20 protein-coding genes are annotated in these 19,233 nt (G+C 61.8%); 8 read left to right on the top strand and 12 right to left on the bottom strand.

Features of this window, described 5'->3' with window-relative positions:
* Window positions 1–3: 3 nt before the first annotated feature.
* Window positions 4–627, bottom strand: coding sequence for a hypothetical protein (locus ACQ66J_RS11150; RefSeq protein WP_375549695.1), 624 nt, complete (start codon window positions 625–627; stop codon window positions 4–6).
* A 99-nt stretch (window positions 628–726) separates the two neighbouring features.
* Here ACQ66J_RS11150 and ispH point away from each other — a divergent pair, with 99 nt between their 5' ends.
* The 3 genes from ispH to rnhA are packed head-to-tail and all read left to right on the top strand — an operon-like array spanning window position 727 to window position 2,578.
* The gene (ispH, locus tag ACQ66J_RS11145; RefSeq protein ID WP_430431691.1) at window positions 727–1,671 is read left to right on the top strand and encodes a 4-hydroxy-3-methylbut-2-enyl diphosphate reductase; all 945 of its coding nucleotides are present in this window, start codon (window positions 727–729) and stop codon (window positions 1,669–1,671) included.
* A 21-nt stretch (window positions 1,672–1,692) separates the two neighbouring features.
* Window positions 1,693–2,121 (top strand): DUF1801 domain-containing protein, encoded by a 429-nt coding sequence (locus tag ACQ66J_RS11140; RefSeq protein WP_430431690.1) that lies wholly within the window; start codon window positions 1,693–1,695, stop codon window positions 2,119–2,121.
* A gap of 16 nt (window positions 2,122–2,137) precedes the next feature.
* Window positions 2,138–2,578: a ribonuclease HI gene (rnhA, locus tag ACQ66J_RS11135; protein ID WP_375549698.1), complete on the top strand. Its 441-nt coding sequence runs from the start codon at window positions 2,138–2,140 to the stop codon at window positions 2,576–2,578.
* Window positions 2,579–2,643: 65 nt separating this feature from the next.
* On the opposite strand, the gene ACQ66J_RS11130 is transcribed toward rnhA, so the two are convergent.
* Window positions 2,644–3,126 (bottom strand): peroxiredoxin, encoded by a 483-nt coding sequence (locus ACQ66J_RS11130; protein ID WP_375549699.1) that lies wholly within the window; start codon window positions 3,124–3,126, stop codon window positions 2,644–2,646.
* 120 nt (window positions 3,127–3,246) lie between these two features.
* Between ACQ66J_RS11130 and ACQ66J_RS11125 the strand changes: the two genes are divergently transcribed.
* A complete protein-coding gene (locus ACQ66J_RS11125; protein ID WP_430431689.1) occupies window positions 3,247–3,831 on the top strand; it encodes a YqgE/AlgH family protein in 585 nt (194 codons plus the stop codon).
* Window positions 3,832–4,104: 273 nt separating this feature from the next.
* On the opposite strand, the gene ACQ66J_RS11120 is transcribed toward ACQ66J_RS11125, so the two are convergent.
* From ACQ66J_RS11120 to coxB, 10 genes are all read right to left on the bottom strand, one after another.
* Entirely contained in the window at window positions 4,105–5,265 is a 1,161-nt protein-coding gene (locus ACQ66J_RS11120) for an EAL domain-containing protein (RefSeq protein WP_430431688.1), read from the bottom strand.
* On the bottom strand, window positions 5,262–5,840 hold the full coding sequence (locus ACQ66J_RS11115; protein WP_375549703.1) for a GNAT family N-acetyltransferase: 579 nt from the start codon (window positions 5,838–5,840) through the stop codon (window positions 5,262–5,264). Before ACQ66J_RS11115 ends, ACQ66J_RS11120 begins: the two co-directional genes overlap by 4 nt.
* A 23-nt stretch (window positions 5,841–5,863) precedes the next feature.
* Entirely contained in the window at window positions 5,864–6,574 is a 711-nt protein-coding gene (locus ACQ66J_RS11110) for an SURF1 family protein (RefSeq protein ID WP_430431687.1), read from the bottom strand.
* 4 nt (window positions 6,575–6,578) lie between these two features.
* Complete coding sequence (locus ACQ66J_RS11105; RefSeq protein WP_375549705.1) at window positions 6,579–7,004, bottom strand: DUF983 domain-containing protein; 426 nt, start codon at window positions 7,002–7,004, stop codon at window positions 6,579–6,581.
* Window positions 7,004–7,909 (bottom strand): cytochrome c oxidase subunit 3, encoded by a 906-nt coding sequence (locus tag ACQ66J_RS11100; protein ID WP_430431686.1) that lies wholly within the window; start codon window positions 7,907–7,909, stop codon window positions 7,004–7,006. Before ACQ66J_RS11100 ends, ACQ66J_RS11105 begins: the two co-directional genes overlap by 1 nt.
* A gap of 91 nt (window positions 7,910–8,000) precedes the next feature.
* Entirely contained in the window at window positions 8,001–8,585 is a 585-nt protein-coding gene (locus tag ACQ66J_RS11095; RefSeq protein ID WP_430431685.1) for a cytochrome c oxidase assembly protein, read from the bottom strand.
* A 6-nt stretch (window positions 8,586–8,591) separates the two neighbouring features.
* Complete coding sequence (locus ACQ66J_RS11090) at window positions 8,592–8,804, bottom strand: hypothetical protein (RefSeq protein ID WP_430431684.1); 213 nt, start codon at window positions 8,802–8,804, stop codon at window positions 8,592–8,594.
* A complete protein-coding gene (gene cyoE, locus ACQ66J_RS11085; RefSeq protein WP_430432252.1) occupies window positions 8,804–9,826 on the bottom strand; it encodes a heme o synthase in 1,023 nt (340 codons plus the stop codon). Before cyoE ends, ACQ66J_RS11090 begins: the two co-directional genes overlap by 1 nt.
* A gap of 40 nt (window positions 9,827–9,866) precedes the next feature.
* Window positions 9,867–11,483 carry a cytochrome c oxidase subunit I gene (gene ctaD, locus ACQ66J_RS11080; protein ID WP_430431683.1) on the bottom strand — a complete coding sequence of 539 codons (1,617 nt, stop codon included), beginning with the start codon at window positions 11,481–11,483 and terminating at the stop codon, window positions 9,867–9,869.
* Between the two features lie 11 nt (window positions 11,484–11,494).
* A complete protein-coding gene (gene coxB / locus ACQ66J_RS11075) occupies window positions 11,495–12,361 on the bottom strand; it encodes a cytochrome c oxidase subunit II (protein WP_375549710.1) in 867 nt (288 codons plus the stop codon).
* Window positions 12,362–12,623: 262 nt separating this feature from the next.
* On the opposite strand from coxB, the gene ACQ66J_RS11070 reads away from it, so the two are divergent.
* The 4 genes from ACQ66J_RS11070 to ACQ66J_RS11055 all read left to right on the top strand — a co-directional run bounded on the left by ACQ66J_RS11070 (window position 12,624) and on the right by ACQ66J_RS11055 (window position 19,134).
* A complete protein-coding gene (locus ACQ66J_RS11070; RefSeq protein WP_430431682.1) occupies window positions 12,624–13,253 on the top strand; it encodes a tetratricopeptide repeat protein in 630 nt (209 codons plus the stop codon).
* 88 nt (window positions 13,254–13,341) lie between these two features.
* Window positions 13,342–14,754: a metalloprotease TldD gene (gene tldD / locus ACQ66J_RS11065; RefSeq protein WP_430431681.1), complete on the top strand. Its 1,413-nt coding sequence runs from the start codon at window positions 13,342–13,344 to the stop codon at window positions 14,752–14,754.
* A 133-nt stretch (window positions 14,755–14,887) separates the two neighbouring features.
* The gene (locus ACQ66J_RS11060; RefSeq protein WP_430431680.1) at window positions 14,888–16,984 is read left to right on the top strand and encodes a TonB-dependent receptor plug domain-containing protein; all 2,097 of its coding nucleotides are present in this window, start codon (window positions 14,888–14,890) and stop codon (window positions 16,982–16,984) included.
* An 83-nt stretch (window positions 16,985–17,067) separates the two neighbouring features.
* Window positions 17,068–19,134 carry a TonB-dependent receptor plug domain-containing protein gene (locus tag ACQ66J_RS11055; protein ID WP_430431679.1) on the top strand — a complete coding sequence of 689 codons (2,067 nt, stop codon included), beginning with the start codon at window positions 17,068–17,070 and terminating at the stop codon, window positions 19,132–19,134.
* Window positions 19,135–19,233 lie beyond the last annotated feature (99 nt).

The raw sequence follows: 19,233 nt of genomic DNA, 5'->3' as shown, positions 1-19,233 counted from the left end.
GTTTTAATCGTCTTGTCCGGCCCGGACGCGGAAGCGCAGGCCGCCGCGATTGAAGTCCAGCTGTTCATCGGTCAGCTCGAACCCCACCAGAACTTCGAAGTTGGAGCCCGACGTGGTCGGCGACGCGCGCGGAATGGAGATGGAGTTGAACTCCTCGATCACTTCCACCCGGTCTTCGCCCGGCTCGAACGTGACCGTGATAGGATAGACCTGACGATCGATCACCACGCGGTCGGTCCGGGTGACGGCGACGAACATCTCATAGGTTTTCGTCATGCCCTGCGCCGCAGGGCCACGACCGAAGGCCAGCCGAACCGCCATTTCCATTTCAAGCGGATCGGCGTTGCGGTCGGTGTAGCGGCAATTGCTGGCGACATTGAGAACTTCGCCCGTGAACCCCACATTCTCATACACAGGGTTTTCGCCATTGATCTCCACCAGGCGGTGGGCGTCATACAGCGCCAGCGCGTTCGGGCAAGGTCCTGGATTGGGATCCGGCTCCGAGATGGTGTTACGCAGGGTGGAGCACCCGGACAGGACCAAAGCAGCGACGGACAGGCTCAGAACGGACAGGCGCATGAATAACCTCAAGGCGTTCGGATGGCGAACCATCTCAGAGGACGGCATGCCCCCCTTCGCGGGGCGCACGGTGTCTGCTAGAGCAGTCTGTACGACGCGCGCGCGGACAGGGCAACGCCCCGCCGCCTTTCCCCGCAGAGGAAATCCATGACCGACAAACCCGTTTTGACCGTCCAGCTGGCCTCTCCCCGCGGTTTTTGCGCCGGTGTGGACCGGGCGATTCAGATTGTGGAGAAAGCGCTCGAGCGCTATGGCGCGCCGGTATTCGTACGCCATGAGATTGTTCACAACAAACATGTGGTCAATCGTCTGGAGGCCATGGGCGCCGTGTTCGTCAAGGAGCTCGACGAATGTCCGGATGATCGCCCGGTGGTGTTTTCAGCCCATGGCGTGCCGCAGCGCGTCCCTGCCGAGGCCGCTCGCCGCGACATGCTGTATGTGGACGCCACCTGCCCGCTGGTCAGCAAGGTGCATGTGGAGGCGCAGCGTCATCACAAATCCGGTCAGGAAATCCTGCTGATCGGTCATGCCGGCCACCCTGAGGTGATCGGCACAATGGGCCAGCTGCCCGACGGCGTGATGCATCTGATCGAAACGGTGGAAGACGCCGAACGCTTCGAGCCGAAAGACCCTGACAATATCGCCTTCGTCACCCAGACCACTTTGTCAGTCGACGATACCGCCGACATTGTCGCGGCTCTGCAAAAGCGCTTCCCGAAGATCGCCGCCCCGCACAAGGAAGACATTTGCTACGCCACCACCAACCGGCAGGCGGCGGTGAAAGCCATCGGCGAAGGCGCCGATCTGGTGCTGGTTGTCGGCGCGCCGAACTCATCCAACTCGGTGCGGTTGGTGGAGGTGGCCGAACGCGCGGGCGCCAAGACTGCGCATCTGGTGCAGAAAGCCGAAGAGATTGACTGGTCCTGGCTTGATGGCGTGGAACGTCTGGGCGTCTCTGCCGGCGCCAGCGCACCTGAAGAGCTGGTGGAGGGTTTGCTGTCCGCCCTCGCCCGCCGCTACACCCTGCATATCCGCGAAGTGCGGGTGGCTGAGGAAAACGTGGTCTTCAAACTGCCCAAGGAAGTGGCGTAAGCTCTCCGTCAGGAGGCGCGCATGGCCCAGAACAAGACCCAGCCCACCCCAGTGGACGTCGACACGTTTCTCGGCGCTGTCGAACCTGAACGCCGACGAGAAGACGGGCAAGCGCTCAACGCCCTGTTCCAGCGCGTCACGGGTTGGTCGCCCAAGATGTGGGGACCGAGCATGATTGGCTATGGATCCTACCATTATCGCTATGACAGCGGCCGCGAAGGCGATTTTCTCGCCACCGGCTTCAGCCCGCGCAAATCGAACCTCTCCGTCTACATCATGCCCGGCTATGCCGATTACTCCGAAATCCTGAACCGGCTGGGCAAGCACAAGACAGGCAAGAGCTGCTTGTATGTGTCAAAGCTCGCAGATGTTGATATGGACGTTCTGAGCGAACTCATTCAAGCCGGACTTGATGATCTGGGCCGCAAATGGCCCGTCACGCCCAGCTAGAATTCTCGAGGACGCCTTGGCCGACAACACCATTCTCATCCACACCGACGGCGCCTGTTCAGGCAATCCCGGCCCCGGCGGCTGGGGCGCGATCCTGCACTGGAACGGCCATGAGAAGGAATTGTCCGGCGCGGAGGCGGACACCACCAATAACCGCATGGAGCTGATGGCGGCGATCGCGTCGCTCGAGGCGCTCAAGAAAGCCCCGTCCAAAGTGCGGCTGGTCACAGACAGCACCTATGTGCGCGACGGGGTGACCAAATGGATTCATGGCTGGAAGCGCAATGGCTGGAAAACCGCCGCCAAGAAACCGGTCAAGAATGATGATTTGTGGAAACGGCTCGACGCCATCGCCTCAAAGCACGATGTGCAATGGGAATGGGTGAAGGGTCATGCCGGCCACCCCGAAAACGAACGCGCCGATCAGCTGGCGCGCGACGCGATCTCGACGCTTTAAAACCGAAAACCCCGGCCCGGCGAAGCGCCGGGCCGGGGTCTGTTTCAGGTCAGGCGCTCTGGAGCTTAAAGCGCCTTGAGCACATGCTCGGCGGAAGACACTTCAAAATTGCCCGGCTCATCCAGGAAGAAGTGCTCAATCACCTTGTCGTTGACCACCAGCGCATAGCGTTGGGACCGTTTTCCCATGCCGAACGCCGACCCGTCCATTTCAAGCCCGAGCGCCGAGGCGAAATCGCCATTGCCGTCCGCCAGCATCAGGACAGTGTCGCCCACGCCCTGATCCTTGCCCCAGGCGCCCATGACGAACACATCATTGACTGAGGTGCAGGCGATCCGGTCCACGCCTTTGGCCTGAAGCTCGGACGTTTTCTCGATGAAGCCCGGCAGGTGCTTGGCCGAACAGGTCGGGGTGTAGGCGCCGGGCACGGCGAACAGCGCCACGCGCTTGCCCGCGAACACGTCATCCGTGCTCATCGGCTGCGGGCCGTCTGCGGTCATGGTCATGAAGGTGACGTCAGGCAGGGTGTCGCCGACTGAGAGGGTCATGGGGGGCTCCGATGGAATAATGAACTCCGCCCAGACTTAAGACGCCCCCCGCCCCGCGACAAGACAGCGCGAGCGCGGGCAGGGCTGGACAATCGCCTCGCTTAAGGAAAAGCTGTGTGTATGGACGCGCCACAGCCTCATACCCAATCTGGATATCTGGGCGGAAAGCTGTTGATCGCCAGTCCTTTGATCGGCGATCCCAGGTTTGACCGCACAGTGATCTATATGTGCGCGCATGATTCTGAGACCGCCATGGGAATTATCCTCAATCGCCCGATGACCGGTTTCCGCCTGCCCGATCTTCTCGACCAGCTGGACGTGGCGGGCGGCGCGCAGACGGCGGACGCGCCCGTTCTGGAAGGCGGCCCTGTAGATCGCGATCGCGGTTTCGTTCTGCATACGCTGGATGTGGCCTGCGGCCCCGCGACCGAGCGGGTCGGCGAGGATCTGGGGCTGACCGCCACCCAAGAGATCCTCAACGCCCTGGCCTCAGACGCGGCGCCGGCGCGCGCGCTGATGGCGCTCGGCTATGCGGGATGGGCCGCGGGGCAGCTTGAAGACGAAATCAGCCTGAACGCCTGGCTGGTGGCGGATGCAGACCACAGCCTGATCTTCGACGACAAACCCGAAGACAAATGGGCGCGTGCGCTCAGCAAGCTTGGCGTGACGCCGGAATTTCTGACCGCGTCCAGCGGCAACGCCTAATATTTCCGCATCGCCACATTCACCGTTGACTTGACGCCGGATTTGCGTTCAATGAATGAGGAATTCCCCTCTGACGTGTTTTGGTGATCGCATGTCCCTGCAAAGACACCGCAAGCGATTTGTTCGCTTCACTCGGGCTCGCAATACTGTTGCGAAAGCCTTTGTGCTGGGTGTTCTGGGCTTGGCTGTCGTGCTCTTTCCGCTCGCCCTGACGTCAGGCTCCGTCAACGCCCTGTGGTATTTCTAGCTGTTCGGGCCGGAGGTTGAGCGAGCTCAGGCTTGCGTTCTCCGGGCGGGATGAAAGCGGGTTTTCAGCCCCGCGGTGACAGCCTGAGCCGCATCTTGCGGGGCGAGCGCCTGAGCATACAAAAACCCCTGACCGTAATCACAGCCCAGATCCAGACACAGCGTCTGGGCCGCTTCGGTCTCCACGCCTTCCGCGACCACCTGCATGCCATAGCTTTCCGCAATCCGGACCACCGATGAAATGATGGACCGGGCGGAGCCGTCCGTCAGCGCGGCGCGGATGAAATACTGGTCGAGCTTGACCACGTCAAAAGCGAACCGGTCGAGACGCGCCAGCGAGGAATACCCGGTCCCGAAATCATCCAGAACGATCGGCACGCCCTGATCGCGCACCGCGTTCAGCGTGCGTTCGGCGGCGTCCGGGTCCAACATCACATCGGTTTCATTGACTTCCAGCTTGAAGCCGCCCGCCGGCAATCGCGCCGCGCTCACCGCCTCCAACAGACGATCCGCGAAATCAGGCGCGCTGACCTCTGTCGCTGTTGCGTTGGCGGTGACGAACAAGTCCAGGGCGCCGCTATAGGCGGCCTGCCAGGCGGAGAGATCCAGCACCGCCATGGCGCGCACGCTCTCCCCCACCGCTTCGATATAGCCATGCGACTGCGCCAACGGCATGAACTCTTCCGCGCCCAATATGCCCACACCGGGACGGTCCCAGCGGGCGAGCGCTTCAAATCCCGCCAAGGTGCGTGTTTTAAGGTCGACCACAGGCTGGTAAAAGGCGCAGACATCCCCCGCCTGCAACGCCTCCGCCAGCGCGGTCTCCATATCCATGTCGGCGCGAACACCCGCCGAGCCGCCTGCGGGCAGCATCAGACCGCGCCAGTTCAGCCCGTCGCCCTGCCCGATCAGACGCACATAGCGCACCTGATGGTCATCCCCGAGCAATCGCAGGCGCACATCGCACGGTCCGACGCGCCGCAGCACGTCCAGACGTGGCTGGTCCGCCGGCGCCAGTCTGTTGCGAAGCTGGTTGAAGCCGCCTTCAGCGCTTAGCGCGCCCAACCCTAAAGACAGGGCCTCCCCTCCAAGATGCAGGGAGTCATCGAGAAACCCGATTTCCACCGCCAACGCTCCGGCCGCCGCCACCGCATCTTGATAGGGTCCAAGCGCGGCGGGATCGGTCATCGGATGGGGTCCGTCGTCAGAATTGCGAATTTCAAATGGTCGCGCCATTCACCGTAGATTTTCAGATACCCGCGCGCCACCCCTTCCGGGGTGAACCCCACCGATGTCAGCAACAGGCGTGACGCATCATTATCGAGCCGCGTCGCAGCCTCCACACGGTGCAGGCGCAAGGTGGAGAACGCATGGCCCAGAACCCGCCGCACGGCTGCGCGCGCATAACCCTTGCGCACATAGGGCGAGCCGATCCAGTAGCCAATATCGGCGGCCTGCAGCACGCCGCGCCGCACATTGTTGAGATTGCAGGCGCCGACCAGCACATCATCTGACGCCCGGAAAATGAAAAACGGATAGCCCGTCCCGTTCTCGATATCGGTCTGATAGCGACGCAGTCGGCGCTTGAAGGCGGACTTGCTCAGTTCGTCTTCCGCCCAGGCCGGTTCAAACGGTTCGGTATGCGCCCGGCTGGCGGAGCGCAGCTTGGCCCACGCCTCGTAATCCTCCAGCTGAGGATGGCGCAGTCTGAGTCCCTCAGACCACAGAATCGTCTCTTGCATGTCTTCTCGCCAGAGCGCCATCTGGGGTGTCCTTCGCCGTCAACTTACCTGCCACGCCACTGAAGGCGGCCGGCCTGTATATGATACGCGAAGTAAACAGCCAGCAAAGCCAGCGTCATGGCGAACCAGGTAATTGCATACGCCAGATGCCGTTCAGGCGGGGTCTGGGTCAGATAGGCCGGCGGCTCGCCCGTGCTTTTCGCCAGCCAGAACTGTGTATTCAGCATCTCAGGCTCGATCTCGAGCACACGGCTCATGCCAGCGAGATCAAACGCGTAGAACATGTTCGCCTCGACATCTGAGGGCGGGGTGAAAACCCCCGTGCCCAAAGGCGTTTCAAAGCGCAATGCATCAGCTTGAGCCAATACGACCGGCGCGCCGTCATCGGCGCGTGTGGCGGTTTGAAGCCCTTCAAACCCGGTCTCAACCAGAACCCGCTCTTGGCGGTCACACACCCGAACGGCGGTGAACAAACGCCAGCCTGGCGCGCCCTGCGCATTGCGTCCGGACACGCGAACAAGCGTCGCCGCTTCGTCTACATTCGGCTCAATCACCCGGCGGCCGGTCTCCGCCAAGCCCTGACACAAGCCTTCAGACAGGGTGATGGGCGGCGCGTCCGCCGTCGCCGCGTACTGGGCCAGCAGCTCCACTTTCCAGGCGCGGCGATCCAGCTGCCAGCTACCCAGCCATAACAGCAAGGCCAGCGCTGGCAGCATCAGAAGGGTCAGGACGGGATAGGGGCGAAACCTCGCCATGACATTACGCCGCGTCGGAATCGGTACGGGAAGGATCCGTCCCCTCGCCCACACGCTCAGTCTCGACCGGGTCGAGATCAAGTTGGGCTTCATGGGCGTTATGCGTCCACTGCAGAGCGAACAAGGTCGCCTTGAAGGGCGGCAGAATCAGCAAGGTCAAAAGGGTCGCCAGCGGCAGCCAGACCAGCATGTGAACCCAGACGGGAGGCGAGGCCGCCAGTTCCATCGCCAGGGCGGCGGGAACGACGATGAACCCAACGATGGACATCACGAAAACGGCGGGGCCGTCCCCTGAGTCCTCGCTAGAGAAATCAAGGCCGCAGACGCCGCAGGCGTCCGCGACCTTGAGATAGCTGCGAAACAGAGCCCCCTTGCCACAGCGCGGGCAGCGCCCGAGCAGGCCGGCGAGAAAGGGGCTCGTTTCAGTCATTAATGGCCAGCCCCGTGCACGGTGCCGAGACCTGCGAACGCCACATAGACGAAGGCGAACAGGAACAGCCAGACCACGTCCACGAAGTGCCAGTACCAGGCGGCGGCCTCGTAGCCGAAATGCTTTTCTTTGGTCCAGTGACCCATCATCAGACGGATCAGGCAGACCGCCAGGAAGATGGTGCCGATGATCACGTGCGCGCCGTGGAAGCCAGTGGCCATGTAGAAGGTCGCGCCATACAAGCTGCCCGAAATGCCGAAGGCGGCGTGCGTGTATTCATACACTTGCAGCGCAGTGAAGCAGACGCCGAGGATGACGGTGAGCAGCGTGCCCAGCGTCGCGCCCTTGCGGTCGCCATGCTGCAGGGCGTGGTGCGCCCAGGTCACCGTGGTGCCCGAAAGCAGCAGAACCAGCGTGTTGATCAGCGGCAGGTGGAAGGGGTCAAAGGTCTGGATGCCCGGAACGCCGGCTTCCCAACCGGAATAATCAATGCCCAGAGCTTCGCCCGTCCAGCCCGCACCAGCCCGGTCGGCATGGAACAGCGCCATGTCGAAGAACATCCAGAACCAGGCCGCAAAGAACATCACCTCTGAGACGATGAACAGGATCATGCCGTAACGCAGACCGATGTCGACGACCGGCGTGTGGTCACCCTTCTGACCTTCCTTGATGATGTCGCCCCACCAACCGAACATCACATAGATGATGATCGCGAAGCCCAGCATCATCAGGACCGGAGAGCCCTGCTGGAGGAAGAAGTAGAAGATCGACTCTTCGTTGGTCGACAGCCCCTTCATGAAGACGACCGCGCCAAACGTCAGCACGAACGCGCCAAGAGAGGCGACGAACGGCCACGGGCTGGGATCAACGAGGTGATAATCGTGTTTAACGGCTGCGCCGGCCATGAGAGTCTCCCGCCAGAAAGTTCCGGGTCAATTTCCAAGCGCTTCTATAAGGGCGCCCGTCCCGGTATTCAATTCATCACACGCTTGCGCGCTACTGGGCTTCAGCGTCCGAACCAGACGCGTCTGCAGTTTCATAGACCCGCTCGTCGCCGCTTTCCCAGAACGTGTAGGACAGCGTCATCGTGCGGATATCATCCAACCGGTCATCTTCGTCCATAAGGGGATCTACGAAGAAGATCACAGGCATATCCATGGACTGCCCCGGATCGAGCGTCTGCTCGGTGAAGCAGAAGCATTCCAGCTTGGAAAAATACGGCCCCATCTTGAACGGGGTCACATTATAGCTGGCGATGCCCGTCACAGGGCGGTCAGAGGTGTTGGTCGCGCGGTAAAACGCCAAGGCCGTCTCGCCTGCGCGCACCGTCATTTCATTTTGAAGCGGCTCGAACTCCCAAGGGAAGTCGCGCGAGCGCGAGGCGTCGAATCGCACCGTCACTTCGCGATCAAGCACCTGGCCCGGATCGTATTGGACGACCTGGGTCGTGCCGCCATAGCCGGTCACCCGGCAGAACAGGTCATAAATCGGCACCGCTGCGTACGCCATGCCGACCATGCCCAGAATGATCCCGCCGCACAGGGCGAAGACCTTGGTATTCTTATTGAGCCTGGAAAACATGAGCGGTCAGCCTCCCGTATTATAATTGGTCGCCAGACGGACCATCGTGGTCACGAAGATCAATCCCACAAACGCGAACAGGCCCAAAGCGATGGCGCGATTGCGATTCTTGCGCGCCGCTTTCTGCTCATCGGTGAGAACCACTGTCTCCGCGTCTGGCTTAGGCTCCGCCTTCGTAGCGGGCTGTGGAGATTGCAGCGTCGTTTCGGGGTCGCTCATCATGCGCCTCCCAAGAGGGACAGAACCGGCTTGTAGCCACCCGCGCCATGCTCGACGAGCAAGGCGGCGAACAGCAAGGTGAGATGGGCGATGGAATAAGCGAACAGATCCCGTGCGGCCTTGTCGCCGGCGCGCACCGCATAAAGCTCGTCTTCAGCGGCGTTGGCGTCACCCGCGCGCGACAGGAAGACCCTCACGGCCAGCAGCGCGAATAGCGCCCCGCCCAGCACGACGGCCCCGGTGTAAGCCCAGCCGCCCAGACCGGTTACGATCGGTCCAGCCGTCGCCGCCAGATAGAGCGCGGTGTAGATGAGGATCTGGATGCGAGTTGATTTCGCGCCCTTGGCGACCGGCATCATCGGCACCCCGGCGGCGGAGTAATCGCCCGATTTGTAAAGCGCCAGCGCCCAGGAATGGGGCGGCGTCCACAGGAAGATGATCATAAAGAGCAGCACCGCATTGAGGCTGACATCGCCCGTGGCGGCGGCCCAGCCGATCATCGGCGGAAAGGCGCCTGCAGCGCCACCGATAACGATATTCTGCGGCGTCGAGCGCTTCAGCCACATGGTGTAGATCACCGTGTAGAAGAAGATCGAGAACGCCAGAAGCCCTGCGGCGACATAATTGGTCGCCAGCGCCATCAACAAGACAGACGCCAGCGCCATGACGCCGGAATACACGTAAGCCTCGCTGGCGGGCACGCGCCCTGTGGGCACCGGACGGCGCCGGGTGCGCTTCATGATCGCGTCGATATCGGCGTCATAGGCCATGTTGAACGCGCCCGCCGCGCCTGCGCCGACGGCGATGCACAGCATGGCGATGGCGGCGGTCAGAAAATTCACGCTCACAGGCGCAGCCGCGAACCCCGCCAGACCGGTGAACACCACCAGGGTCATGACGCGCGGCTTCATCAGCGAGACATAGTCTCGCCAGGACGCCAGCTTTGCGGCGTCCGAAGGATCGCTGGGCGGCGCTGCATCAGCAGCGCCGCCCTTGCGAAGATCAGCGGAGAGGTCGGTCACGGTGTTCGTTTCCGGTTCCGTCAAATCGATCAACCAACCGCTACTTGATGCGCGGCAGTTCGTTGAACTGGTGGAAGGGCGGCGGAGAAGACAGCGTCCACTCCAGCGTGGTTGCGCCTTCGCCCCACGGATTGGCCTCGGCCGGGCGGCGACGCATGATCGACTCGATCAGCACCAGGAAGAATGCGGCCATACCGACCAGCATCACCACATAACCCAGAGACGAGACCATGTTCCACATCGCATAGCCATCGGCATAATCCACATACCGGCGCGGCATGCCCTGCAGACCCAGGAAGTGCTGCGGGAAGAAGATCAGATTGGCGCCCACGAAGAAGAAGAAGAACTGGATGTTCGCCAGCGTCTCGTTGAACTTGATGCCGAAAATCTTCTCATACCAGTAGTAGAAACCGGCGAAGATCGAGAACACAGCGCCCAGCGACAAGACGTAGTGGAAGTGCGCCACCACGTAATAGGTGTCGTGCAGCGACTGGTCGATGCCGGCGTTTGACAGCATCACGCCGGTCACGCCGCCCACGGTGAACAGGAAGATGAAGCCGATCGCCCAGATCATCGGGGTGCGGAACTGGATGGAGCCGCCCCACATGGTGGCGATCCACGAGAAGATCTTGATGCCGGTCGGCACCGCAATGATCATCGTGGCGGCCACGAAATAGGCTTTCAGGTTCACGTTCAGGCCCACGGTGTACATGTGGTGCGCCCACACGATGAAGCCGATGAAGCCGATGGCGACCATGGCGTAAGCCATGCCCAGATAGCCAAAGACCGGCTTGCGCGAGAAGGTGGACACGATGTGGCTGATCATGCCGAAGCCGGGCAGGATCAGGATGTACACTTCGGGGTGACCGAAGAACCAGAACAGGTGCTGGTACATGATCGGGTCGCCGCCGCCGGCGGGATCAAAGAAGGTCGTGCCGAAGTTACGATCCGTCAGCAGCATGGTCAGGGCGCCGGCCAGAACCGGAACCGACAGCAGCAGCAAGAACGCCGTCACCAGCATCGACCACACGAACAGCGGCATCTTGTGCAGGGTCATGCCCGGCGCACGCATGTTGAAGATCGTGGTGATGAAGTTGATCGAGCCCAGAAGCGAGCTGACGCCGGCGATGTGCAGCGAGAAGATCACCATGTCGAAGGCCGGGCCGTTATGCCCGGATGTCGACAAGGGCGGATACATCACCCAGCCGCCGCCAAAGCCGTCATCCCCGCCTGCGCCTGGCACGAACATCGAGCCGATCAGCATCAGGAAGGAGAAGGGCAGCAGCCAGAACGAGATGTTGTTCATCCGCGGAAAGGCCATGTCCGGCGCACCGATCATCAGCGGCACGAACCAGTTGCCGAAACCGCCGATCATGGCGGGCATGACCATGAAGAAGATCATGATCAGACCGTGCATGGTCGTGATGACGTTGTAGTTATGCTCATTGCCCCAGAAGCCGTTGTTGAAGACCTGAAGGCCCGGCTCTGCGAGCTCCCAACGGATGAGGCCGGACATGGCGCCGCCGATGACCCCCGCGAAGATCGCGAAGATCAGGTACATCGTGCCGATGTCCTTGTGGTTGGTGGAATACACCCAGCGCTTCCAGTCCCAGATGCTGGGGGTGTGATCGTCGTGATGCGCAGCAGCGTCTGACATCTGATCTCTCCTTACTGGACGGAAGCGAGGCGAGCCCCGCCACGCACGTCGTTATAATAGGCCACCAGAACGTCCGGCGCCGTGTAGGGGTCTTCATTGGCCGCGTCGACCCAGGCGTTGAACACCTCTTCGGGCACCACATGCACTTCGATCGGCATGAAGGCGTGACGCAGGCCGCACAGCTCGGAGCACTGGCCGTAATAGATGCCCGGCTCGTCAACCGTGAACCAGGTTTCGTTCAGGCGGCCCGGAATGGCGTCCATCTTGATGCCGAAGGCCGGCATCGCCCAGTTGTGGATCACGTCAGAGGCCGTGACTTCGACGCGCACAGTCGCGCCGGTCGGCACCACAACCGGAAGATCCGTGCTCAGATTACGCAGCGCTGCATACGGATGCGCAGCGATATCTTCGTCGGCGATCATGTTGGCGACGTAATCAAACCCGCCATGGTCCGGATACGTATACGTCCAGTTCCACTGATTGCCCGTTGTTTTGATCGTGAAGTCAGCCTCGGGGATGACGTCTTGCAGGTAAAGCAGCTTGAAGGACGGCACGGCGATGACGACCAGGATGAGGATGGGAATACCCGTCCAGATCACTTCAACCAGCGTATTATGGCTGAACTTCTTGGCTTCCGGATTGGATTTGCGGTTGTAGCGCACCATCACCCAGACCAGCAGGCCGAGAACGACCAGCGTGATGGCGGTGATGATCCACAGCACCATCGTATGGAAGACGTCGATGTTTTCTTTCACCGGGGTGACAGCTTCCTGCAGCCCCAGATTTCCGTCGATCGGCGCGCCGATCACGGTCGCCGAGGCGCCGGCGGTCGTTAAACAAAGGGCGGCGAAGGCGCCCAGCATGGCCGAGAATCGCATAATTTCCCCAAAGTCCTGGTTCTATCGTCCAATTGGCGACGTCTTGCGAGATACGCTCAAACGCCAGATGCGGCGACTCGTCGCCACAGTGCTCGTTGCGCACGATATAGACTGCAATGACAGGCGAGCCAATCGAGCTTAAGCGCCTTTTTGTCGCAGTTGGCGCCCTTTTTCCACCTCCTTGTGCGTATGAATGTCTGGCCCGTTGATTTAGGCTTTGCTAACCTCATTGTTCATTATCAAGTCTGAGGGGGCCAGATTGATGTCGACACACAGTTTTCAAACCCGCCAGAGCAAGCCGCTCGTCCAGGCGATCACCGGCGGCGTTTTGGGTCTGGCCATGGCGGCCATTCTGGCGTTTGCGATCTCTTTCGCCTTTTCCGGCCGCGCCTTGGGGCAAGCCTCTGAAACGTCTCCATACGGCGCTGACGCCCGTTATGAGTGTGAAGCTGGCGCGCGCGAGTCCGGCGCCACAGGACGCGCTCTGGGCGCTTGCGATCTTCTGCTTCGCGATGGATCTGTCAGCGGAGAGACGCGCGCACGCGTGCTGACCAATCGCGCTGTGATGCTTTTGGCCCGCGGCCAGAACGTTCAGGCGCGCTCAGACCTTGAAGAAGCGGTCGAGCTGGCGCCCGAGCTGGCGGAAGCCTGGTTGAACCTCTCCGCAGCGCAAATCTCGACCGGCTCCGCACAGCAGGCGATCGAGACGGCGCGCCAGGCCGGAGAACTGGGCGCCAGCCCGGCGCTCGCCGCTTTCAACACAGCGATCGCGCTGGAGACCCTGGGCCGATTTGAAGACGCCTACGCCGCCTATAATCAGGCCGCTCAGCAAGATCCTGAAAACATGACCTTGGCCGCCCAACCGGGTCGGTTCATCTGGCATCAGGGCTGACAGGAGCGGAGCAACCTGCCCGCGCCCCTCGCACTCGCAATGGTGAGGGGCTATGTATGACGGCGTACCGCCACGCGCAGGAGCTGTCATGACCACCGATCCGTTTTCCGCTTTCGAATTTGACGCCGATGATGCGGGCCGCGTGCTCGATGAGGCGCTGATAGGCGCGGACGACGGCGAGTTGTTTCTGGAAACCTCCGCGTCAGAGAGCCTCGCCTTTGATGATGGCCGCCTGAAAGTCGCCAATTTTGACGCCGAGCGCGGCTTTGGCCTGCGCGGCGTGTTTGGCGAAGCGTCCGGCTTCGCGCATTCCTCTGATCCAACCCTGGCTGCGCTCAAGCGCGCCGGTGAAACCGCCAGCGCCGCCCGTCAGGGCCGCGATGCGGTCATGGCGCCCTCTCCGTCCCGCGCCAATCAGACCCTTTATAAAGATGTGGACGTGATCGCGCAGCCGGGCTTTGAAGCCAAGTCAGCGCTGTTGGCCGAGATCGACGCCTATTGCCGCGCCAGCGATCCTGAAGTGGTCCAGGTGTCCGCCTCGGTCTCCGCCTCGCGCCGGGTGATCGGCATTGTGCGGACGGGCGGCGATGTGCGCACCGAAGTGCGCCCGCTGGTGCGTGTGAACGTCTCTGTCACTTGCGAGCGCAATGGTCGCCGCGAAACCGGCTCCGCCGGCGCGGGCGGCCGCGCCGCGTTTGATCAATGGATCGCGCCCGGCGCTTGGAAAAATCTGGCGGACGAAGCGCTGCGGGTGGCCAAGGTCAATCTTGAAGCCGTCGACGCGCCGGCCGGCGAATGGCAGGTTGTGCTTGGGCCGGGCTGGCCGGCGATCTTGTTGCATGAAGCGGTGGGCCACGGTCTGGAAGGCGATTTCAACCGCAAGGGCAGCTCCGCCTTCTCCGGCAAGGTCGGCCAGCAAGTGGCGTCCAAGGGGGTCACGGTCGTTGATGACGGCACGATCCCCGATCGTCGCGGCTCGCTGAGCTTTGACGATGAAGGCACCCCCACAGGACGCACGGTTCTGATCGAGGACGGCGTGCTGAAAGGCTATATGCAGGACCGCCAGAACGCCCGCCTGATGGGCGTCGAGCCCACCGGCAATGGCCGCCGCGAAAGCTACGCCCACCCGCCCATGCCGCGCATGACCAACACCATCATGGAAGCGGGCGACGCTGATCCGGGTGAGATCCTGGAAAGCCTGAAAGACGGCGTCTACGCCAAGAATTTCGGCGGCGGCCAGGTGGACATCACCTCGGGCAAGTTCGTGTTCCGCTGCACCGAGGCCTATCGGGTGCGCGACGGCAAGATCTGTGAGCCGATCAAGGGCGCGACCCTGATCGGGGACGGTCCGACGGCGCTAACCAAGATCTCCATGATCGGCAAAGACCTTGAGCTTGATCCCGGCGTCGGCACCTGCGGCAAGGCCGGACAGGGCGTGCCCGTGGGTGTCGGACAACCCACCCTGCGCATTGACGGTCTGACGGTCGGCGGCGCGGGTTAAGTCCCGCCGCTCTGGCCAGTAATCCGTACTAATCATCCTCTTATTACAATGCATCCACTTACCGCATTGTAATACATAATTCCAAACCAGCCGTCCTAGCTTGCACTCGATTTTGATTTGCAAGGCTGGACTCATGATGATTGCCCGGACGACCTCGCTCGCCCTTCTTCTTACTGTGACCGCGCCTGCGCTTGGCGATGATGCGCCAGAGCCTGTGGTCGCTGAAGGGGAGGCGGACGGCGCCATTCTCGCCTACCCGGCCAACTTCTTCACCGAGTTCAGCCCGGTGACCGCGCGCGACATGGTCAATCGCCTGCCCGGCTTCTCCCTGTCTGACGGCGACACCAGCCGCCGCGGCCTGGCGGATGCGTTCGGCAATTTGCTGATCAATGGCGTGCGCCCCTCGGACAAGACGCTGGGTCTGGGTACGGTCCTGCAACGCATTCCCTCCGCTCAGGTGGTGCGCATCGAACTGATCCGCGAGCCTTTGCCCGAGTATGAGATGCGCGGCTTCAGCCAACTCGCCAACGTCATCCTGGTCGAAGGCGCCGGAACGCGCGCCAGCTTTGATCACACCTTGACCTTGAATAACTCCTCCAGACTGGTGTCGAACTTCCAAAGCGCCGTCACACGCCCTGTGGGATCGGGTGAGCTGACACTGGGGCTGAACTGGGAGAGCTGGGGTCCGGCCAATGACCGCTCGGTTGAAACGAGCAGTCCTGACGGCGTGCGGCTGTCACGCGAGCATTACAATGACCAAAGGCGCTATCGCGAGATTGAACCTTCAATCAGCTATGCGGGGCCTTTGGGCGAGAACACTCAGGTGCGCGTCAACGCCAACGCCGAGTTTGTCGCCTGGCGCCGGATCATTTCCGGCTTCGCCTTTGACTACGAGAACGATGCGCCAGTTCCGGCGGCCTATGTTGAACAGAAAAATGACGAACGCAGCTGGCAGGCGGGTCTGTCATCCACGCTCGAGCATCGCTGGTCGGATGGGCTGAACTCGACCACGACCTTGCTTCTGACCCGCTTTGACACCGATAACGGCCCTGAAGTGGAAAGCGTGAACACGTTGACGAACGGCCTCGAGCGCGTCCAGGTTTTCTATCAAAACGCGGAGGAAGAGACCGCGCTGCGCCAGAGCTTTGACTGGACGCTGACTGAAGCCCGCTCGCTGACATTTGGGGCGGAAGCGGCGTTCAATGCCCTCGACGCCAGCCTGGCCCTGTTTGAAGATCTGGGCTCAGGCTTCGTGGAAATCCCCCTGCCCGTCAGCGACACCCGCGTTGAAGAAGTGCGCGGCGAGGCGTTTGCAGACGCTGTGTGGGTGATCAATGACGCCTTCTCCATGGAAGGCGGCCTGCGCTATGAGTATAGCGAGATTTCCCAGTCCGGCCCCGCCGGTCAGTCGCGCACCTTCACCTATCTCAAACCGCGCGCCAGCGCGACCTGGCGGCCGGGCGATCAGCGCCGTATGCGCGTCAGCATTGAACGCAATGTGGACCAGCTTGATTTCGGCAATTTCGCCAGCTCGGTGGACCTCAATTCCGATCAGGTCGATGTGGGCAATCCCGATTACCGACCCCAGACCGACTGGACGCTGGAAGCGGAGTTTGAGCAGCGGTTCAACGAAGACGCCTCGGTGACGCTGACGCTGGGCCGGGTCTGGCGTCAGGATCTGGACGATTACATCGCCATCATCACCCCGACCGAGGTGTTTGACGCACCGGGCAATATCGGCGACGGCGCGCTGAACCGGGTGACTTTGGACTGGACCAGCCCGCTGGGTTGGTTGGGCCTTCAGAACGCGACGCTCGACGGGTTTGTGGAATGGTTTGACAGCAATGTGGATGACCCGGTCACGGGCGTGGAGCGTTCCTGGTCAGGAATTTCGGAATGGGAGCTGCGTTTCGATTTCCGTCAGACCTTCCCCGAGCGTCAAATGGCCTGGGGCTGGGACTATTTCTATCTCTCGGACGCATCCTCCTACCGGGTCAGCCGATTCACCAACATTCAGCGCCCGGCCGGCGATCTGGATGTCTATGTGGAGACCACGCGCTGGTTCGGACTGACCACGCGACTGGGCGCCAATGGCATCCTCGACTCCACCGAAAGACAGGACCGCATCCTGTATGACGGTTCCCGCGCAGACGGTGTCGAACGCCTGCATCAACAGCGCTATTTCGAGAACGGCCCGCAGATCTTTCTCAGCGTACGCGGCGCCTTCTGACCCCAGGCCATCTGACAGTAATGTGAGAATTATTTCCTTTTCACTCTCTGATTTTTTGGCGGCGCGACCTAGTATCCGCCGCCATGAAACAGATGCTTATTCCCTGCCTGATGGGTTTGACCCTCAGCGCAACGCCTGCCCTCGCCCAAAGTCCCGTCGCGCCCGTACCCGAGCAAGCGGGCGCCGTGCTTTCCTATGAGCCGGATTTCTTTGCTGACTATAACCCGCAAACCGCGCTGGATCTGGTATCGCGCGTCCCCGGATTTGATCTGCAAGGCGGGAATGGCGGTCGCGGGCTGGACTCTGCCCTGGGCAATGTCCTGATTGATGGTCGACGCCCCAGCTCGAAAGCCGGCGTGACGACCTTGTTGCAGCGTTTGCCGGCCGCCACGGTTCTGAAGGTGGAGCTGATCCGGTCTCCCATACCGGGCATCGACATGGCGGGTCAGGATCAGGTGGTCAATGTGATCACCGATCGCTCGGGCGGTTGGAGCGGGGCCTGGAACGGTGAGGGTCGACTGTTTGAAAGCGGACGGCTGGTCCCGCGGGGTGAGGCGTCCATGACGCAGTCATCCTCGAACGCCACACTGACTTTGGCGGTCAATCTCAGCGCTCACGCCAATGGACGCGACCAGATCCGGCAGAACTTCGACCTGACCAACGGCGCCGAGCTGGAACGCCGGATCGAAGACCGCTTTCAGGAGCGGTTCTGGGACCTGACCCCGTCGGTGGGCTATCAGCGCCAGTTTGATGCCGGACATAGCCTGCGTGTGGATGCACGGGTCTGGGCATGGGGTTTCGCCGAAAACCGCACCGGTTTGTCTCAGGACGCACAAGCAATGCTGCTGGGCTCCGCCGCCAGCCGGTCTGAGACTGAAGCGTACGGCACTGAAGTGTCCGCCGATTATGACCATCGCCTCAACGCGGCGTGGTCGCTGAAACTGACCGGGCTTCAACGCCTGACCACAGAAGACAGCAATGACCGCTTTATCAATTTCGAAGCCTCCGGGGCGATTGGCCGCGTAACCCGGATCGAGGAAGCGGAAGACGAGGGCGAAACCGTCCTGCGTATGGAAGCGCGGCGCGCCACCTCACCCGCCCGCTCGCGCACTTTCATTCTGGAAGGGGCATATAACTTCCTCGAGGGCGATTTTGACCTGTTTGAGGATGACGGCGCAGGCGAGGTCGAAGTGGTTTTGCCCGTGTCGGACACACGGGTGGAAGAGCATCGGGTCAATGCCGGCGTGAGTGAGCTATGGCGCCTGTCGCCCCGATGGACGCTGGACGCCACGGCCGCGGTGGAGGTCAGCCGCATCGCCCAGACCGGGGATGCCGAGAAGGAACGCACCTTCACCTATTTCAAGCCTGAAGCGACCCTGACCTGGACCCCGCGTGAGGCCGATCAAATCCGTTTCAGCCTGCGCCGCAGCGTGGGGCAATTGTCCTTCGGAGACTTCATCTCGTCTGTGGATGTGGTCGATGACACCGAAAGCCTGGGCAATCCCGATCTCGAGCCGGAACGCACCACCGCCGCTCAAGTCGAATGGACCCGCCGTTTCTGGCAAGAAGGCGCCTTCACCGTGATCGTGCGGCATGAATGGGTCGAGGGCGTGCTCGATAGCGTGCCAGCCGGCGTGTCAGGCGACGCCCCGGGCAATCTGGGCGATGGCCAGCGCAGCTGGATCGAGTTTGAAGTCGACCTTCCGACCGATCGGTTGGGCGTGAACGGCGGCCTGCTGGCCCTCAGCGGTCGCCTGCGCGACACCAATGTGCCCGATCCGGTGACCGGCGACGACAGACGTTTCCGCGGTGATGAAGACTGGCGGTTCAGCCTCGACTTCCGCCAGGATCTGCCTGATTGGGGCGTGGCGTGGGGTTTTGACTATTCTGTGCAGGGTGATGAGGACTTTTATCGCCGCCGGGAGTTCAGCCGCACTTCTGCAGCCCGGCTCAATCTGGATGTCTTTGTGGAAAAACAGATCTGGGGCGATATGACGGCCCGGCTGGGGCTTGATCTCAATGGCGGGGATGCTGGCCGGGAGCGCTATCGCTGGCCTGTGAGCCGGGCTATCGGCTTTCCGACCCAGCTGGAACGACGCGAACAGGACGCAGACGGTTTTGTGACCTTTGCCTTGCGCGGCGTCTTCTGACACGTCTGAATTGTAATCCCGGCGCGGCGCACAATCTGATAGGTTTATGACAGCAGGGCGAAACGCCGGGCGATGCGTGCGATCGGGCGATCCTGCTGG

The organism is Oceanicaulis sp. (genome assembly GCF_965284345.1).
Classification (GTDB): Bacteria; Pseudomonadota; Alphaproteobacteria; order Caulobacterales; family Maricaulaceae; genus Oceanicaulis; species Oceanicaulis alexandrii_A.
Note: the sequence above shows the minus strand (reverse complement) of the source record. Positions and strands in the feature narration are given on the sequence as shown.

Bases quoted from the DNA above. Each gene is read 5' to 3' on its own strand.
- ACQ66J_RS11150 (WP_375549695.1), bottom strand. From the start codon at position 627: ATGCCGTCCTCTGAGATGGTTCGCCATCCGAACGCCTTGAGGTTATTC.
- ispH (WP_430431691.1), top strand. From the start codon at position 727: ATGACCGACAAACCCGTTTTGACCGTCCAGCTGGCCTCTCCCCGCGGT.
- ACQ66J_RS11140 (WP_430431690.1), top strand. From the start codon at position 1,693: ATGGCCCAGAACAAGACCCAGCCCACCCCAGTGGACGTCGACACGTTT.
- ACQ66J_RS11130 (WP_375549699.1), bottom strand. From the start codon at position 3,126: ATGACCCTCTCAGTCGGCGACACCCTGCCTGACGTCACCTTCATGACC.
- ACQ66J_RS11125 (WP_430431689.1), top strand. From the start codon at position 3,247: ATGGACGCGCCACAGCCTCATACCCAATCTGGATATCTGGGCGGAAAG.
- ACQ66J_RS11120 (WP_430431688.1), bottom strand. From the start codon at position 5,265: ATGACCGATCCCGCCGCGCTTGGACCCTATCAAGATGCGGTGGCGGCG.
- ACQ66J_RS11115 (WP_375549703.1), bottom strand. From the start codon at position 5,840: ATGGCGCTCTGGCGAGAAGACATGCAAGAGACGATTCTGTGGTCTGAG.
- ACQ66J_RS11110 (WP_430431687.1), bottom strand. From the start codon at position 6,574: ATGGCGAGGTTTCGCCCCTATCCCGTCCTGACCCTTCTGATGCTGCCA.
- ACQ66J_RS11105 (WP_375549705.1), bottom strand. From the start codon at position 7,004: ATGACTGAAACGAGCCCCTTTCTCGCCGGCCTGCTCGGGCGCTGCCCG.
- ACQ66J_RS11100 (WP_430431686.1), bottom strand. From the start codon at position 7,909: ATGGCCGGCGCAGCCGTTAAACACGATTATCACCTCGTTGATCCCAGC.
- ACQ66J_RS11095 (WP_430431685.1), bottom strand. From the start codon at position 8,585: ATGTTTTCCAGGCTCAATAAGAATACCAAGGTCTTCGCCCTGTGCGGC.
- ACQ66J_RS11090 (WP_430431684.1), bottom strand. From the start codon at position 8,804: ATGAGCGACCCCGAAACGACGCTGCAATCTCCACAGCCCGCTACGAAG.
- ctaD (WP_430431683.1), bottom strand. From the start codon at position 11,483: ATGTCAGACGCTGCTGCGCATCACGACGATCACACCCCCAGCATCTGG.
- coxB (WP_375549710.1), bottom strand. From the start codon at position 12,361: ATGCGATTCTCGGCCATGCTGGGCGCCTTCGCCGCCCTTTGTTTAACG.
- ACQ66J_RS11070 (WP_430431682.1), top strand. From the start codon at position 12,624: ATGTCGACACACAGTTTTCAAACCCGCCAGAGCAAGCCGCTCGTCCAG.
- tldD (WP_430431681.1), top strand. From the start codon at position 13,342: ATGACCACCGATCCGTTTTCCGCTTTCGAATTTGACGCCGATGATGCG.
- ACQ66J_RS11060 (WP_430431680.1), top strand. From the start codon at position 14,888: ATGATGATTGCCCGGACGACCTCGCTCGCCCTTCTTCTTACTGTGACC.
- ACQ66J_RS11055 (WP_430431679.1), top strand. From the start codon at position 17,068: ATGAAACAGATGCTTATTCCCTGCCTGATGGGTTTGACCCTCAGCGCA.